Below are 17,634 nucleotides of genomic sequence, written 5' to 3' on the forward strand. Positions count from 1 at the left end.
GCGGCTCTACGGAGAGGACGGCGCGACCCGATGCGCACCCGATACGTGACCACCATCCGGCTCGACGACGACGCCCTCGCGAAGGACCTCGAGCACGTCGCATCGCTGCCGTACTCCGAGGCGTACAGCGACTACCTCATCGGCGCGCCGTGGAAGAACTACATGCTGTGGGCCGTCGGCGGGCACGCCGGCGACGGTGTGATCACCGGCTACCCGTACGGCGAGAAGGCGGCGTTCACCCCGTACGGCGAGGAGTTGCCGTACCTGCGGTCGCTGATCACGAGTACGGCCGACCTGAGCCGGCTCAACTTCGTCCGGCTGGCACCGGTCGCGGACACGGTGTTCATCCCGCACCGCGACCTGCTGGAGCTCAAGGACCTGCCGGACAACGCCCGCAACGCCCACCGGGTGCACCTCGTCCTGGCCACCAACGAGAACTGCTTCTTCAGCGAGGACAACACGGTGTACCGGATGAAGCGCGGCGACATCTGGTTCCTCGACGCCGCGCAGTTGCACTCGGTCGCGGTGCTCAGCAAGGAACCCCGGGTCCACCTCATCTTCGACTTCATCGACACCGGCGACGACGCGCCGCTGATCCAGCTGCCGCCGACCGGGCAGGACATGCCGGCCGACCGGGTGGTCGCGCGTCCACCGCTGCCCGACGCGGAACGGGCCGCGCTGCGGCAGCTGGCGGAGGTGCTCACCGCCGACACCTTCCTCGACGTCTTCGCCATCGTCATCAAGAAGTTCTTCCGCTACGACGCCGGGGAGAACTTCGTCTGGGACACGATGCTCGCCGTCGCCCGGGAGTCCCCCGACCCGCAGGTGCTGCCCCGGGCCCTCGACCTGCACCGCTACTACACCCTGGAGCGGTCCTGATGCGCTACCACATCGTCGACGCCTTCAAGGACGGCCGCTTCGGCGGCAACCCGGCCGCGGTGGTGGTCGGGCCGGACCTCCCCGGCGACGAGCTGCTGCAGGCAACGGCGTACCGGATCGGCGTACCCACCACGGCCTTCCTGACGCCGGACGGGGACGGGCAGTACCGGGTTCGCTGGTTCACGCCGTATGCCGAGGTCAACCTCTGCGGCCATGCCACCATCGCCGGCGCGCGCCACCTCTTCGCCCAGCCCGCGGACGCGGACCGGCCGCGGCTGCGGTTCGTCTCCGCCCACGGGGTCATCACCGCCGAGCGGTCCGGCGACCTCATCGCGCTGACCCTGCCCCGGCCGGCGCTCACCGCCGCCGAACCGCCGCCCGAGGTGGTCGAGGCGCTCGGCACGCCGGCCGTCGCGTGCGCGGTGTCCCCCGACGACGTCGTGATCGAGGTGGCCTCCGCCGAGGCCGTCGCCGCCGTCCGCCCCGACTTTCCGGCGCTGGCCCGCCTGCCGTTCCGCGGGCACATCGTGACGGCGCCGGGCACCGGCGGGGACGACTTCGTGTCGCGCACGTTCTTCCCGTCGCTCGGCCTGGACGAGGACGAGGTGTGCGTCACGGCGCACGCCAAACTGGCGCCGTACTGGGCCGGGCGCCTCGGCCGGAGCCGGTTCAGCGCGCTGCAGATGTCCCCGCGCGGCGGCCGGCTGGAGGTGCAGGACGCACCGGACCACGTACGGGTGCTCGGCACCGCGGTCCCCCGCGCCGGCGACCATGAGCTTCCCCTCGAGCGACTGGGCAGCCGGTGACGGCGCGCTGGGAGGTCGTCCCGCCGCTGTTGCTGGCGCTGGTCGTGATCGTCGTCGTGGCGCGGGCCTTCGGGCTGCTGGCCCGCCGGCTCGGTCAGCCCGCGGTGATCGGGGAGATCCTCGGCGGCATCCTGCTCGGGCCGACCCTGTTCGGCGGCGCTCTGACCCGTGCGGTCTTCCCCGCCGAGATCCGTCCCACCCTGGCGACCGTCGCCAACGTCGGTGTCGTCCTGTTCATGTTCCTGGTGGGCCGGGAACTGGACCGTGACCTGCTACGCGGGCAGGGCCGCATCGCGGCGAGCGTGTCGCTGAGCGCGATCGCCCTGCCGTTCGCGCTCGGCGCGGTGCTGGCGTGGTACCTGCTGGGCAACCACCCCGCCGGGAACCGGCTCGCCTTCGTGCTGTTCCTCGGCACCGCGATGTCGATCACGGCGTTCCCGGTGCTGGCCCGGATCCTCACCGACAAGGGCCTGCTGCGGACGCCCATCGGCGGCCTGGCCCTGGCCTGCGCGTCCGTGGACGACGTGCTGGCCTGGACGCTGCTCGCGGTCGTGGCCGCCCTCGCCGGTGCCGGCAGCGTCCCGTGGCAGGTCCTGCTCGTCGTCCCCTTCGCCCTCGTCCTGCTGCTCGCGGTCCGGCCCTTGCTGGCCCGGGCGGCGCGGCGGGTGACCCGCGCCGGGCGCGCCGTGCGGATCGCCGGGCCGCTCGCCGTCGGGGCCGGGCTGTGGGCCTCGGCGTACGCCACCGAGCTGATGGGTCTGCACCTCATCTTCGGCGCGTTCCTGTTCGGGGCGGTCGTGCCGCGCGGCGACGGGCCCCTGCTGAGCGAGCGGGTCGTCACGTGGATGCGGACGGCCTGCGCGGTCCTGCTGCTGCCGGTGTTCTTCGTCGTGGCCGGTATCAAGGTGAACCTGTCGTCGCTCGACGGCCGGCTGATCGGGGAACTGGCCCTCATCCTGCTGGTGGCCATCGGCGGCAAGTGCGTCGGCGCGTACACCGGCGCGCGGCTCAACGGCATCCGGGCGCGGCACTCCGCCGTGCTGGCGATCCTCATGAACACCCGCGGGCTGACCGAGCTCATCGTGCTCACCGTCGGCCTGCAGCTCGGGGTGCTGGACACCGGGATGTACTCGCTCATGGTGGTCATGGCGCTGGTCACCACGGCCATGGCGGGCATCCTGCTGCCGTTCGTCTACCCCGAGCGCCTGGTCCGCCGCGATCGCGAGCCGCGGCTGCCGGCCGCCAGCCCCGAGGCCGTGCCGTGACGGTGTGGCTGCCGCGCGAGCCGTCCCGCGTGGCCGCGGGACGGGTGTTCTGCATCCCCCAGGCCGGCTACGGATCCGGGGTCTACGCGGCCTGGCCGGCGCAGCGCGACGGGGTGGAGTTCCTCCCGGTCGAGCTGCCCGGCCGGATGACCCGCTTCGGCGAGGCGATGCCGGAGAGCTTCGCGCTCCTGGTCCGCGACCTCGCGTTCGCCCTCGCGCCCTACCTCGACGTGCCGTACGCCTTCTTCGGCCACTGCTGGTCGGCGCACGTCGCGTACGAGGCGACCGCCCGCATCGAGGCCGTCGGCGGCCCACCGGCGGCCCGGCTGTTCGTCTCGTCGCAGGTGGCCCCGCAGGACGGCCCCTACGGCCGGATGCTGGACATGACCGACGCGGACCTGACCCGCGAGCTCGAGGAGACGGTCCGCGCGCAGGGCAACACGCCGTACCCGGATCTGGTGGCGCTCTACCTCCGGGTGCTGCGCGGCGACGTGGAACTGGCCCGCCGTTACGTGGTCCCGGAGCCGGTGCGGGTCGCCTGCCCGATCACCGCGATCGGGTGGAGCGGCGACACCGAGGTCGGGCCCGGCCTGATGACCGGCTGGCCGGCCTGCGGCGACACCACCTTCACCGTGTTCGACGGCCCCCATCTGCGCTTCGCCGAGGCGCCGCCGGAGCTGCTGGACACCCTGTCCCGGCTTCACGTGACGTCACCGTGAGCGCGCCGGCTCCTAGCGTCTCCTCTGTGGACATCTCGATCGCTCGGCTCGAAGCCTGGATGCGCGACTACTACCACAAGGTCGACCACGACATCGGCAGCAGCGGCGTCCGAGACCTGAGCATGGCCGAGTTCCAGTCGTTGTGCGGGTTCGACCTGTCCGAGCTGGGCAGCATGGTCTTCCACGACAGCGAGAGCTACGGCGGTGCCCGGCTGCGGGCCGCCCTCGCCGACCGCTGGGCCGGCGGGGACACCGGCCGGATGATGGTCACCCACGGCTCCAGCGAGGCGATCTACCTGGTCATGCACCTGGCCGTGGCGCCCGGCGACGAGGTGATCGTGCTGGACCCGGCGTACCAGCAGCTGTACGACGTCGCCGCCTGGCGCGGCTGCCGGATCACCCGCTGGCGCCTGAACCACGACGAGGGCTTCGCCGTGGACCTGGCGGAGCTGCGCCGGCTGGCCCGCTCCCGCCCCCGGATGATCGTGGTGAACTTCCCGCACAACCCGACCGGGGTCTCCATCACCGCCGAGCAGCAGCGCGAACTGGTCGAGATCGCCGCGGAGGCGGGCGCCTGGCTGGTCTGGGACCACGCGTTCGGCGAGCTGACGTATGCGAGCGACCCGCTGCCGCTGCCGGCCCGCTGGTACGACCGGTGCATCGCCTGGGGCACCTTCTCCAAGAGCTACGGCCTGGCGGGCCTGCGGGTCGGCTGGTGCCTGGCGCCGCCGGAGCTGCTCGCCCGGATGGCCCTGCTGCGCGACTACATCGCGCTGTACGTCTCACCGGTGCTGGAATTCCTCGCCGAGCAGGCCGTCCGCAACGCCGACCGGATCGTCGCCCGGCAACGCGAGCACGCCCTCGGCAACCTGCGGGTGCTCACCGGCTGGGCGGACCGTCTGCCCGGCCTGGTGCGGTTCACCCCGCCCGACGGCGGCGTGAGCGCGTTCCTGCGGTTCCCGCACCAGCGCGACGTCACCCTTTCCTGCCGGCGGCTGGCCGAACGCCACCGGGTGCTGCTGGTGCCCGGGTCCTGCTTCGGCGACGCCTACCACCAGTACGCCCGGCTCGGCTTCGGCGGCACCAGCGCCGAGCTGACCGCCGGCCTGTCGTGCCTGGAACAAGTGCTGCGTGAAGACGCGGAGACGGTGGTGCCCCATGGCTGACCTGCAGAGCCGGATCGCGGCGTTGACGCCGCAGCAACGGGCCGCGCTGGAGCGCAAGCTCGCCGAGCGGGCTGCGGCGAACCGCCCCGCGGACGCCGAGCGGATCCTGCCCCGCGACCGGTCCCGGCCCGCACCGCTGGCCTTCCAGCAGGAGCGGGAGTGGGCGATCACCCAGTTCCGGCAGGCCAACAACATCCCCGGCGCGTTCCGGGTCGAGGGCCGCCTCGACGTCGCACTGCTCGGCCGGGTCCTCACCGAGGTCGTCGATCGGCACGAGGTGCTGCGCTCGACCGTCGAGCTGCAGGACGACGGCACCCGCGTGCAGGTGGTCCATCCGACCACGCCGGTGCCGACCCCGGTCGTCGACCTGTCCGGCCGTATGCCGGACGAGCAGCGTGCCGAGGTGCTGCGGCGGTGGAAGGCCGAGGTGGGCGGGCCGTTCGAGCGTACGCAGCCGCAACGGTTGCGGGTCACGGTCCTGCGCATGGCCGCCGAGGAACACGTGGTGCTGATCACCACCGACCACTCCGCGGCCGACCTGCTCTCGGTGGCCATCCTCGTGCAGGAGTTCGCGGCCCTGTACGTCATGCACAGCACCGGCGGTGGATCCGGCCTGCCGCCGCCGGAGATCCAGTACGCCGACTTCGCCGCCTGGCAGCGGGAGTTCGGCGAGAAGCGGATGGCCGACGAGGTCGCGTACTGGCGGCGGACCCTCGACGGGGTGGACGAGCCGCTGACCCTGCCCGGCGACCGGCCGTTCCCGGCCCGGCCCACCTTCGCCGGCGCCGCCCACGTCGCCGAGCTGCCCGCCGGGCTCACCGAGGGCGTCCGCCGGTGCATCGAGCGGGAGAAGGCGTCGCTGCCCGTCGTGCTGCTCGCCGCCGTGTCCGTGCTGCTCTCGCGCTACCTGGGCCGCGACGACCTGGTGATCGGCGAGATCGTCTCGGGCCGCGGACGGGTCCAGCTCGAACGGCTGATCGGCTGCTTCATCTCCGCGCTGCCGCTGCGGATGCGCCTGGCCGGCGACCACACCCTGCAGCAGGTCCTGGACCAGGCGAAACGCACGGTGCTGACCGCGTACGAGCACCAGGATCTGCCGATCGAGCGGCTCATCGAGGAGCTGGGCCTGGGCCGGGAGGCGTTGCAGACCTCCATGACGCACGTGTGGATCGACGTCCGGGCGCCTGGGAGCACCCTGGAGGTGCCCGGCCTGCGGATCAGCCAGGAGCCGATCGAGGTGAGCCTGTCGGCCGCCCCGCTCACCCTCGACGTCGACCCCGGCGGCGAGCGGATCCGGATCCAGTGGGTCTACCAGACCGACATGTTCGACCGCGAGACGATCGTGCTCTTCGCCGAGCAGTTCGAACGGGTGCTGCACCAGCTGATCTCCGAGCCGCGGACGACGGTGAGTCAGGTGCGGCTCACCGGCACCGCCCCGGCGTCGCGCCCGGGGAGACCGGCGGGGGAGGGCTTCCTGGAGGTTTTCCAGCGCCGCGCCGCCGAGGCCCCGTACGCCCCCGCGGTCATCCACGGCGGGACCCGGCTCGGCTACGGCGAACTGGACGAGCGCGCCAACCGGCTGGCCCACCACCTGCGCACCCGGGGCGTGGGGCCGGAGACGCCGGTCGGCATCCTGGTCGACCGTTCGGTACGCCTGCCCGTGTCCGTCCTCGCCGTGCTCAAGGCCGGCGGGGGGTACCTGCCGCTCGACCCGGTGTACCCGCCGGAGCGGATCGCGTACATGCTGGCCGACGCCGGGGCGCCGGTCCTGATCACCGAAGCGGGCCCGGCCGCGGCCCTCACCGCCGCCGGCGTCGCGCTGCCCGGCCACGTCGTGCTCCTGGACGACCTCGACACCTCGGACCTGCCCGCCACCTGCCCGCCGGGGCCGCCCGGTCCCGCGTCGCTCGCGTACGTGGTCTACACCTCCGGCTCGACCGGCCGCCCCAAGGGCGCGATGATCGAGCACGGCTCGCTGGCGACGTTCGCCCGCGACGTCGCGGACCGGCTCGGCCTGGGCGCTGGGGACCGGTTCCTGCAGTTCGCCTCGCCCGGCTTCGACGTGCTGGCCGAGGAGCTGTTCCCCACCTGGCTGGCCGGCGGCACCGTGGTCGTCCCGGACGGGCACCTCGTCTCCGGCGAGCTCGACCTGGTCGACCTCGTGGAACGCGACCGGCTCACCGTCATGGAGCTGCCCACGGCGTACTGGCACGAGTGGGTCCGCGAGCTCGACCGCCGCGACCGGAGCCTGCCGGAGTGCCTGCGCCTGGTGATCATCGGCGGGGAGCGGGTGCTGCCGGGCCGGCTGGCGTTGTGGCGGCGGACCGGGGTGCCGCTCATGCACGTGTACGGCCTCACCGAGACCACGGTCAGCTCGACCTTCTTCTGGATGGACCCGGCCGGACCGGTACGCGACTGGCCCAACTTCCCGATCGGCACCCCGCTGCCCTCGGCCGCGCTGCGCGTCCTCGACCACCGGCTGCGTCCCGTGCCGCTCGGCGGCGTCGGCGAGCTCTACATCGGCGGCGTCAGCGTGGCCCGCGGCTACCTCGCCCGCCCGGCGCTCACCGCGGCGCGCTTCGTCGCCGACCCCGATCCGGGCCGGCCCGGTGAGCGCCTCTACCGCACCGGGGACCTGGTCCGCCGCCGCCCCGACGGCAACCTGGAGTTCCTGTCCCGGGTGGACACCCAGATCAAGATCCGCGGCTTCCGGGTCGAGCCCACCGAGATCGAGTCGACGCTCACCCGGCACGACGCGGTGGCCGAGGCGTTCGTCGCGCTGTACGAGCCCGCGCCCGGCGACCGGCGTCTCGTGGCGTACGTCGTGCCTGCACCCGGCGCGGCGACCGGGGCCGGTGGGCTGCGCCGCTACCTGGAACGGGAACTGCCGCCCTACCTGGTGCCGTCCGCGTTCGTAGAGCTGGAGGCGCTGCCGCTGAACGCCAACGGCAAGGTGGACCGTGGGCGGCTGCCCGCGCCGGAGGGGCCGCGACCCGGCGGCGACGAGGACCACGTCGCGCCGCGCACGCCCCTGCAACGACAGCTCGCCGAGGTCGTGGCCGCCGTCGTCGGGACCGGCCCGGTCGGGCTGCACGACAACTTCTTCGAGCTCGGCGGCGATTCCATCCTGGCCATCCAGGTCGTCGCCCGGGCCCGCGAGGCCGGCATCGTGCTGTCGCCGTACGACCTGTTCGCCAACCCGACGATCGCCACGCTGGCCGAGGTGGCCACCGCCGGTACGGTCGTCGACGCCGAGCAGGGTGACGTCACCGGGCCGGTACCGCTCACCCCGGCGCAGCGGGCGTTCTGCACCGCCGGCGCCGCGGACCCGCACCACCACACCGTGTCCGCGGTGCTGGAGCTGCCGGCGCCGGTCGACGAAACCGGGCTCGGCGAGGTGGTGGAGCGCCTGCTCGCCCACCACGACGGGCTGCGCCAGCGCATCCTGCTCGCCGGGGACCGCACCCGCGCCCGGATCGCACCGCGCGGGGACGCGACGCCGCTGCGGGCGTACGACCCGGGCGAGCCGGAGGAGGCGGCGCTCGCGGAGCTGCGGCGCGGTCTCGACCTGGCCACCGGCCCGGTGTTCCGGGTCGCCCTGTTCCGCCCCGGCCGGGTGGCGCTCGTGGCGCACCGGCTGGTCGCCGACCCGGTGTCGCTCGGCATCATCGCCGAGGACCTGGGCACCGCGCTCGCCCAGCTCGCCGCCGGGCGCGAGGTGAAGCTCCCGGCCAAGACCACCTCGTGGCAGTCCTGGGCCCGCCGCATCTCCGCCCACGTCCGGTCCGAGGCGGTACGGTCCCAGCGGGCGTACTGGTCGCAGGTGCTCGGGGAGCCGGCCGGGGCACTGCCGTCCGACCTCACCGCCGAGCCCTCGGCCGACACCGAGGCGGCCGCGCGGACGGTCACGGTGTCGCTGAACGCCGACGAGACCGAGGCGCTGATGACGGCCGCGTCCGGGCCGCTCGGCGCCCGGCCCGCCGAGGTGCTGCTGACCGCGCTGGCCCGGACCCTCACCGGCTGGACCGGCGCCGCGCGCCACGTGGTCGAGGTCGAACGCGACGGCCGCGAGCCGCTCTCCGAAGAGGTCGACCTCTCCCGCACGGTCGGGCCGTTCCGGTGTACGCACCCCGTCGCACTACCCGGCGCGGCGTCACCGGAGGCGTCCCTCAAGGCCGTGAAGGAGTCGCTGCGCGCGGTGCCGGACGGTGGCATCGGCTGGCCGGCCCAGGACCTGGAATCGGGGGCGTGGCTCGGCTTCGCGTACCGGGGGAGCGCGCCCGGACCGCTGGGCGGGGACGCGAGCCCGCGGGCGCTGCGGGCGTACCCGATCGAGGTGCGGGCCGGCGTCAGCGGCACCGACCTGGTCGTGCAGTGGGGTTACAGCCCGGCGCGGCACCACCGGGAGACCGTCGCGGGTCTGGCCGCGCGCTTCCTCGACGAGGTACGCGCCCTCGCCGGACTCGGCGCGCGGATCACCTCCGCCTACACCCCGTCGGACTTCCCGCTGGCCCGCGTCGACCAGGGGCAGCTCGACCACCTGCTGAGCCGGCTCTAGGGGGACGACCGTGGACATCAGCCTGTTCTTCTTCGCCGACAGCGCCGCGGCCGACGGCTACCGGCTGCTGCTGGAGAGCGCGCGGTTCGCCGACACGCACGGCCTCACGGCGGTGTGGACGCCGGAACGGCACTTCCACCCGTTCGGCGGGCTCTACCCGAATCCCGCGGTCACCGGCGCGGCCGTCGCCGCGGTGACCGAGCGGGTCGCGGTCCGGGCCGGCAGCGTGGTGGCGCCGCTGCACCATCCGCTGCGCATCGCCGAGGAATGGTCGGTCGTCGACAACCTGTCGCACGGCCGGGCAGGGGTCTCGTTCGCCTCCGGCTGGCACGCCCGGGACTTCGCCCTGCGGCCCGAGACGTACGCGGACCGGCGCAGCGCCATGGTGGACACGATCGCGACCGTACGCCGGCTGTGGCGCGGCGAGGAGGTCGAGTTCCCCGACGGCGCGGGCGGCAAGCCGGCGCTGCGGATCTTCCCGGCGCCGGTCCAGCCGGAGCTGCCCGTGTGGATCACCAGCGCGGGATCGACGGACACGTTCCGCGCGGCAGGGCGGCTCGGCGCCGGGGTGCTGACCCACCTGCTGGGACAGGACCGCGCGGCGCTGGGCCGCAACATCGCCGCGTACCGGGAGGAGTTCGCCGCGGTGCACGGCGACGCGACCCGCGCCCACGTCACCCTCATGCTGCACACGATGCTCGGCGCCGGCCGGGACCGCGTACGCGACCAGGTCCGGGAGCCGTTCAGCGCGTACCTGCGCAGCTCCATGGATCTGATCGCCCGTACCGCGTCCGCCGTGCTCCCGGCCGGTTTCGACGTCGACCGGCTCCCCGACCGCGACAAGGACTTCCTCGTCGCGCACGCCTTCGACCGCTACTTCACCTCCAGCGGGCTCTTCGGCACCGTGGCGGACGGCGTCGCCACGGCCGGCTCGCTGCGGGACCTGGGCGTCGACGAGATCGCCTGCCTCATCGACTTCGGCGTCCCCCACGACGAGGTGCTCGCCTCCCTGCGGCACCTGGCCGACCTGCACGAGGAGACCGGCACGGGCGGCTGACCGGGCCGGTGCCGGGGCCGGTCGGCGGCCAACGCACCCACGGAAGGAATCGCCCATGACATTCGCCCAGGCGGGCCGCAGCGGGATCGCGGCCGACGGCGTCCGCACGTTCGTCGTTGTCTCGGTCGTGCAATTCGTCGCGCTGTGCGCGGTGACGCTGCTGAACTTCGCGGCGGCATACTACGTCTACCAGACCTACTCCCTGGTCGTTCTCGGTTTCGTGTACGCCCTCCCGTTCGTCGTCCTGCTGGTCTCCTCACCGTTCTCCGGCTCGCTCATCGACCGGTGGGGCGTACGCCGGGCGCTGATCGTGAGCAACTCCGCCGGGACGGTGCTGGCCGCGGCGACGCTGGTGCTGGTGCCGTTCATGCGGACCCCGGCCCTGTGGCTGGGCGTGCTGATCGTGACGACCGTGCCGTTGGTCAAGGGCCTGCTCCTGCCCGCCTTCGAGGCGTCGGTGCCGATGCTGGTGCCGAAACGCCACTTCGGCCGGGCCAACGGCATGCGGATGACCGTCAACGGCTTCGGCGCGGTGCTCCTGCCGTACGCGGCGGTCTGGCTGGTCAAGGCGATCGGCATCACCGCCGTCGCGGCGCTGGTGACCGTGACCATGGCCCTCACCGTGCTCGCCGTGCGCGCCTGCCGGATCCCGTCGGCCCGGCCCGGGGGCAACGCCGGGGCTGCCGGTCCGGCGCAGCTGCTGGCCGAGTTCCGCCAGGGCTGGGACCACCTGCGGGCGCGTGCCGGGCTGCCCGCCCTGGTGGCCTTCTCCGGGGTGGTGGCCTTCGCGATCGGCTTCTGCGAGGTCCTGCTGCCGCAGACGGTCATCGCGATCGGCCGCGACGACGCGCTGCTGACCGTCCTCGTCGCCGGATTCGCCGGCATGACCGTCTACGGCGCCGCCATGACCGTCTGGGGTGGGCCGCGGCGCCGCGTCGCCGGCATCTTCGGCTACACCCTGGTGCTCGCGGCCGCCATGGTCGCCGGGTCGCTGCGGCCCAGCGTCGCCCTGCTGGCCGTGGCGGCGTTCGTCTTCCTGGGCAGCACGTCGATCATCGTGGGCAACCTCCAGACGGTCTTCCACACCAAGGTGGAGCCGCGGTTGCAAGGCCGCGTGATGGCGCTGAAGAACGTCTTCTATGCGGCGACGCTCATGTTGGGCAACATCTCGGCCGGTCTCTCCGGCGACCTGCTCATGCCGGTGATCGGGGAGTACGAGGTGCGTTCGCCCACCGTGGCGACGGTCTTCGGCGGCGGCGCGGGCCGCGCGTTCGCGATCCTCATCACGGCGGCGGGGGCGCTGATCGCGGTCGTCGTGTGGCGGGCGAGCCGCCACCGCGCGCTGACCGGCGTGGAGCTGCGGCTGCCGGACGTCACCCGCGAGGACGTCGCCCGGATCTGACCCGCACAGCGGGCGAGCCCCCCGGAGATCCCGGGGGGCTCGCACGTTCCCGGGTATCAGATATCGGCGGCGGCGCGATCCCGGGGCGTACCGACCGCCGCGCGCCGGCGCTTCGCCGCGCGCAGGCGCTCGTAGTCCAGCCACCACTCGACCGCCAGCAGCGGAAGAATCCAGCTCAGCCACACCTGGACGCCCGCCGCCGCCTGGATCATCAGCTCGCGGTTGCCGTCGAAGTGCGAGTACAGGGCCGCCTCGAAGATGGCCGAGATGGGCAGGATCAGGATCATCGACATGGTGAAGGAGCCGGTCAGGGCGAAGCTGCGCAGCATCCAGCGGCGGTGGTCGGCGTACTGGCCGCGCCGGCCGAGCGTGTAGCCGGTGGCGGTGCTGACGAACCACAGGACGGTGGTCAGGATGTCGCTCGACTCGTTCAGCAGCGGCTCGGGCCAGAACGTGAGCAGGATCGCCGAGGTCACCACGGCCGGGTACACGCCGGCCCACACGTACAGCTGCCCGCAGATCCGGTGCACGCGGGGCCTGCGCCGGCGCAGCCACGGCCAGATCTGCAGCGCGCCGGTGCCCAGGGCGGTGCACGAGCCGACCATGTGCACCATCACCACGGGGTAGAACCAGAACTGCTCGTCCATCGAGTAGCGGGCCGTGTCAGGGTCGCCGGCATTGAAGTAGACCCAGATCAGATAGATGGACGTGGCGCTCAGCAGCCCGATGAGGATCACCCCGGCGGTGGCCCACCGGCGGCTGCGCCGCGGCGCCGGGCGCTTGCGGGCAGGCGGGGCCGGAGCCGGGGCGGCGGGTTCCTCGGCGGCGGTGACGTCCGTCGTCATGGCAGCTCTCTTCCGTGGAGGGCGGGGGCCGGGTTGAAGAGGTGCAGCACCTGGTGGCGTTCCGCGTCGGACATGATGTCGACGTCGCCGATCGGGCTGCCGGGCTCGGCGAGCGCGTGGGTGAGCGCGGCGACGTAGTGGTCCAACAGCCGCTCGATGCGGCCGGCGTCGAACAGGTCCACGGCGTACTCGACGGCGAGGTCGAGCCGGCCGGGGCTGTCCACCACCGCGATGTCGAGATCGAAGCGGGCGTACCCGCCGGCGAGCTCGACCGGCTCGGCGGCCAGGTCGCCGATGGTGAGGTCGGCCCGCAGGTTGCTCGGTTGCAGGGTGAGGCAGATCTGGAACAGCGGGTTGCGCCCGGGCACCCGCTCGGGCTGCACCGCGTCGACGACCAGCCCGAACGGCAGATCCTGCTGCGCCGTGGCGGCCAGGACGGTGGCGTGGCAGCGCCGGACCAGCTCACCGAACTCCGGATCGCCGCCGACGTCGGTCCGCAGCACCAGCGAGTTGACGAAGAAGCCGACCACGTTCTCGATCTCGCCGCGGGTACGCCCGGAGAAGATCGACCCGACCGTGAGGTCCTCCTGGCCGGTGTAACGGTGCAGCACGGTCAGCAGCGCGGCCTGCATCACCGCCAGCAGCGACACCTCGTGCTCGCGGGCGTACGCGCGGGCCGCCGCGGCCACCTCCGCACCCACCTGCCGGGTGAGCGTGGCACCGGCCCCGGTGGGCCGCGCGGGGCGGGGACGGTCGCTCGGAAAGTCCACCGTGGCCACTCCGGCCAGGGCTTCGCGCCAGTACGCGGCCCGCCGTCGCAGCTCGGCGTCGTCGAGCCGGGCCCGCTGCCAGACGGCGTGATCGGCGGGCTGGACGCCGAGCGGGGCGAGGTGCGGCTCCCGGCCCTCGGTCGCGGCCGCGTACAGCTCGGACAGCTCTTCGGCGAGGAACCGCAGCGACAGCCCGTCGGCGACGATGTGGTGCACGACCAGCACCAGCACGTGCTCGCCGGGGGCGGTACGGCCGACGGCGGCGCGGAACAGCGACCCGGCGGTCAGGTCGAACGGCGGGTACACGACCTGCTCGACCCACGCCGTGACCCCGTCCTCGGACAGCTCGGTGACCGGCACGGTGACGTGGGCGGGTGCGTCGGCGATGGCCTGGAACGGCAGCCCGTCACGCTCGGCGAAGCCGGTCCGCAGCGCCTCGTGCCGCCCGGCCAGCGCGGTCACCGCCCGCTCCAGCGCGGGTACGTCCAGCCGGCCGCGCAACCGCAGCGCGGACGACAGGTGGTACACCGCCGACGACGGGTCCAGCTTGGACATGAACCACAGGCCCTCCTGCTGGTGCGTGCACGGCAGGGCGGCGCCGCGCGGCACCGGCACGATGGCGTCCTCGCCGCTGACCGGTTCGGCCTCGTCGAGCCGGGCGGCCAGTTGTTCCAGCACCTGGCTGGTGAACACGTGCCGGGCTTCGAGCTGGACGTGCAGCTCCTCGCGGATGCGGGCGAGCAGCTGCGTGGCGTGCAGGGAGTTGGCGCCGAGCGCGAAGAACCGGTCGGTGGCACCGACCCGCTCGGCGCCGAGCAGGTCCTGCCACTGTTCGGCGAGCCAGCGCTCCGAGGCGGTCCGCGGCGCCACGTACCCGCCGGGTTGCGGCTGGGCGGCGGCGCCGGCCTGTTCGACACGTTCGAGGACGCCGTCGGCGCGCAGGCGGGCCGTCTCACCGGAGTCGTACATGGTGGCGCCCGGCTGCTGCGCGTACGGGTCGGGCCGCTCCTCCCGGCCGTCCGGTGCCGGCCCGGCGAGGAACAACCGGCCGGGTACGCCGATCGGCAGCGGCCGCAGGAGGTCGTCGAGCACGTACGCCCGCGCCGTCCGGTCCCGACCGCGCAGCACCCGGGCGCGTTCGCCGTCCGGCAGGATGTCGATCGCGTCGGCGGGTGTGGCGGGCGCGGCCACGCCCCGGCCGAGTGCGGCCGTGAAGTGGTCCAGGAGCCGTTCCACCCGGTCGGCGTCGTACAGCTCGGTCGAGTACTCGCAGGAGAGGTCGAGGTGCCCGCCGGAGTCCTGGAGGTTGAGCAGCAGGTCGAAGCGCGCGTAGTGGTCGTCGATCGGCACGGGTTCGGCGGTGATGTCGCCGAGGCGCAGCTCGCCGCCGGCGGTGTCCCGCTGGAGGATGAGGCTGATCTGGAACAGCGGGTTGCGCCCGGCGACCCGTTCCGGCCGGACCGCGTCGACGACGAAACCGAACGGCACGTCCTGGCGTTCGGTGGCGGCCAGCACCGACGCGTGGCACCGCTCGACCAGTTCGGCGAAGGTGGGCCGGCCGCCGGCGTCGGTGCGCACCACGAGGGTGTTGGCGAAGAAGCCCACGACGGGTTCGATCTCGGGCCGGGTCCGGCCGGAGAAGACCGACCCGGTGGTCAGGTCGTCCTGGCCGGTGTGGCGGCGCAGCACGGTGAGGAACGCGGCCTGCAGGACCGCCAGGAACGAGACCCGATGGGTACGCGCGTACGCGGCGGCGGCGCCGGACAGGTCCCCGGGCAGGCGGCGGTGCAGGCTCGCCCCCGCGCCGGTGGGCAGCTCGGGCCGGGGCCGGTCGGCGGGCAGGTCGACGGTGCTCAGGTCCGCCAGGGCGGTACGCCAGTAGCCCAGCTGGCGTTCCAGCTCGGCGCCGTCGAGCCAGCCGCGCTGCCAGACGGCGTGGTCGGCCGCCTGGATCCGCAGCGGGGGTAGGTCGCCGCCGGTGTAGAGCACGGCGAGTTCCCGCGCGAGGATGCCGGCGGACCAGCCGTCGGCCACGATGTGGTGCGCCACCATCACCAGCACGTGGTCGCCGGGTCCGAGCCGGGCCAGCGCCGCCCGGAACAGGGGAGCGGTGCCCAGGTCGAACGGCCGGTGCGCCTCGGCGGCCGCCCACCGCCGTACCTCGCCGGCGGCGATCTCGGCCACCGGCAGCGGCAGCGACGCCGGCGGCGGGTCGATGACCTGCCGGGGCCGGCCCTCGCGCTCCACGAACCGGGTCCGCAGCGCCTCGTGCCGCACCACCAGCGCGGCGATCGCCCGTTCCAGCGCCGGCACGTCCAGCGGGCCGCGCAGTCGCTGCACGTACGGGACGTGGTAGACGGTCGACGCGGGGTCGAGCTTGTGCAGGAACCACAGCCCTTCCTGCTGGTGGGTGCAGGGCATGGTCTCCTCGCGGGCCACCGGGACCACCGGTCCGGGCCCGGCGAGGCCGTCACGTGCGGCCCGCTTCGCCGCCAGCAGCCGTTCCAGGTGGGCGATCTCGTCGTCGATCGAGGCGGGTCCCGGCGCGGGGGCGAGGGCGTCGGCCAGTTCCCGCACGCTGGGGTGGGCGGTGAGCAGCCCGACCGTGGCACCCTCGATCCGGCCGGCCGTGCGCACCGCCTCCAGCGAGTCGCCGCCCAGCTCGAAGAAGCTCGTGGTGACGTCGACCTCGGCCAGGCCCAGGATCTCCCGGAAGGCCGCGGCGATCCGCTCCTCCGCCGGGGTGGCCGGCGCGGTGAACGTGGCCGGCGGGGCGGGCCGCGGCGCGACGGCCGGCTCGGCCCGCCGCGGCGTGGAGGGTCCGGCCGCCGCCACGACCTCGGCGACGGTCTCCGCGGTGACGAGCGCGGCGAGCGTGACCTGGAGGCTCTCGAGCAGGTCGTCGATGAAGCCCGGCTCGAAGCGGTCGTGGTGGACGATCAGGTGCAGCTCCGAGACCGGCGGCGGTGCCACGGTCAGGGTCAGCGGGACGTCGATCTTGTCGTACAGCGAGTCGACCCGGAACGTCAGCGCGTCCGGGCGGGTGTCCTCGCCGCCGTCGCCGACGGTGAGCGAGTAGTTCTCCAGCACCAGCAGGCTGTCGAACAGCTGCTGCCCGGGGAGGCCGGCGCGCTTCTTGATGTCGGCGAGCGGGGTGAACTCGTAACGGCGCATCCGCGCGTACGCATCCTGAAGCTCCCTCAGCCAGTCGCCGAGCCCGCCCTCGCCGGGGACGGTGACCCGCACTGGCAGCGTGTTGGCGAACAGGCCGACCATCCGCTCGACGTGCGGCAGCTCCGGCGGGCGGCCGGAGGTGACGCAGCCGAACACCGGCTCCGCCGCGCCGGTCCGGGCCCGGAGCACGACGGCCCACAGGGCCTGCACCACGGTGCTCACCGTGACCCGATGACGGGCCGCCGTCTCGCGCAGCCCGTCGCTGAGCGCCGGCGGCAGCACGACCTGGCGCCGGTCGACGGCGCCGGTGCCAGCACCGGCCTCTCCCGGGTGCGCCACCGGCGTGGGCCGCACCCCGGCGAGGGCCGCCGACCAGAAGTCGTACGCCTCCCGCAGATCCTGGCGCTGCAACCAGCCGATGTAGTCGCGGTACGCCGGCACCGGCCGCGGCGGCGGGAAGCCGAACGTCAGCGTGCGGTACCGGGCCATGAGCTCGTCGAGGAACAGCGGCACCGACCACCCGTCCATCAGCACGTGGTGGTACGTCCACACCAGCCGGTGCCGGCGCTCACCGAGCCGGATGAGGTGCAGGCGCATCAGCGGGGCGGCCGTCACTGTGAGGCCTTCGGCGCGGTCCTCGGCGTACAGCTTCTCCAACTGTTCCTGCTGCCCGGGCTCGTCGAGGCCGGACCAGTCGTAGCGGCGTACCGGAAGCTGCACCCGGCGGTGGACCACCTGAAGCGGCTTGTCCAGCCCTTCCCAGTGGAACGACGTGCGCAGCACGGCGTGCGCGTCCAGGACGCCCTGCCAGCTGTCCACCAGGGCCCCGGTGTCGAGCGGCCCCTCCAGCGTGTACGTGTGCTGGCTCAGGTACATGTCGGAGGCGCCGTCGTGCATGCTGTGCAGCAGCAGGCCCTGCTGCAGCGGTGAGAGTTCGTAGATGTCCTCGACGTCGCCGGTGCCCACCGGTGCTCCCTTCGCAGTGTCCATGCC

At 73.6% G+C, this 17,634-nt stretch carries 10 protein-coding genes; 8 read left to right on the forward strand and 2 right to left on the reverse strand.

The features are described from left to right. Positions 1-30: 30 nt before the first annotated feature. Genes AB0K03_RS22970 through AB0K03_RS23005 form a run of 8 tightly spaced genes read left to right on the forward strand, consistent with a single transcriptional unit; the run spans position 31 to position 11,852 of the window. Entirely contained in the window at positions 31-879 is an 849-nt protein-coding gene (locus AB0K03_RS22970; RefSeq protein ID WP_364687991.1) for an aspartyl/asparaginyl beta-hydroxylase domain-containing protein, read from the forward strand. After that, positions 879-1,685 (forward strand): PhzF family phenazine biosynthesis protein, encoded by an 807-nt coding sequence (locus tag AB0K03_RS22975; protein WP_364687993.1) that lies wholly within the window; start codon positions 879-881, stop codon positions 1,683-1,685. Before AB0K03_RS22970 ends, AB0K03_RS22975 begins: the two co-directional genes overlap by 1 nt. Continuing rightward, positions 1,682-2,950 carry a cation:proton antiporter gene (locus tag AB0K03_RS22980; RefSeq protein WP_364687995.1) on the forward strand — a complete coding sequence of 423 codons (1,269 nt, stop codon included), beginning with the start codon at positions 1,682-1,684 and terminating at the stop codon, positions 2,948-2,950. The genes AB0K03_RS22975 and AB0K03_RS22980 overlap by 4 nt, the downstream gene beginning before the upstream one ends. Then, positions 2,947-3,669: a thioesterase domain-containing protein gene (locus tag AB0K03_RS22985; RefSeq protein ID WP_364687997.1), complete on the forward strand. Its 723-nt coding sequence runs from the start codon at positions 2,947-2,949 to the stop codon at positions 3,667-3,669. Before AB0K03_RS22980 ends, AB0K03_RS22985 begins: the two co-directional genes overlap by 4 nt. Positions 3,670-3,695: 26 nt before the next feature. After that, the gene (vioD, locus tag AB0K03_RS22990) at positions 3,696-4,835 is read left to right on the forward strand and encodes a capreomycidine synthase (protein WP_364687999.1); all 1,140 of its coding nucleotides are present in this window, start codon (positions 3,696-3,698) and stop codon (positions 4,833-4,835) included. Next, positions 4,828-9,393 (forward strand): amino acid adenylation domain-containing protein, encoded by a 4,566-nt coding sequence (locus tag AB0K03_RS22995; RefSeq protein WP_364688001.1) that lies wholly within the window; start codon positions 4,828-4,830, stop codon positions 9,391-9,393. The genes vioD and AB0K03_RS22995 overlap by 8 nt, the downstream gene beginning before the upstream one ends. 10 nt (positions 9,394-9,403) lie before the next feature. Further along, positions 9,404-10,450 (forward strand): MupA/Atu3671 family FMN-dependent luciferase-like monooxygenase, encoded by a 1,047-nt coding sequence (locus AB0K03_RS23000; RefSeq protein WP_364688003.1) that lies wholly within the window; start codon positions 9,404-9,406, stop codon positions 10,448-10,450. Between the two features lie 55 nt (positions 10,451-10,505). Beyond that, positions 10,506-11,852 carry an MFS transporter gene (locus tag AB0K03_RS23005; RefSeq protein WP_364688005.1) on the forward strand — a complete coding sequence of 449 codons (1,347 nt, stop codon included), beginning with the start codon at positions 10,506-10,508 and terminating at the stop codon, positions 11,850-11,852. 56 nt (positions 11,853-11,908) lie between these two features. Here AB0K03_RS23005 and AB0K03_RS23010 read toward each other — a convergent pair whose 3' ends face one another. Both AB0K03_RS23010 and AB0K03_RS23015 read right to left on the reverse strand, forming a co-directional pair. After that, positions 11,909-12,697 (reverse strand): DUF2306 domain-containing protein, encoded by a 789-nt coding sequence (locus AB0K03_RS23010; protein WP_364688007.1) that lies wholly within the window; start codon positions 12,695-12,697, stop codon positions 11,909-11,911. Beyond that, positions 12,694-17,631 (reverse strand): condensation domain-containing protein, encoded by a 4,938-nt coding sequence (locus AB0K03_RS23015; RefSeq protein ID WP_364688009.1) that lies wholly within the window; start codon positions 17,629-17,631, stop codon positions 12,694-12,696. The genes AB0K03_RS23010 and AB0K03_RS23015 overlap by 4 nt, the downstream gene beginning before the upstream one ends. Positions 17,632-17,634: the final 3 nt, after the last annotated feature.

Source organism: Actinoplanes sp. NPDC049316 (assembly GCF_040677315.1).
Lineage (GTDB): Bacteria > Actinomycetota > Actinomycetes > Mycobacteriales > Micromonosporaceae > Actinoplanes.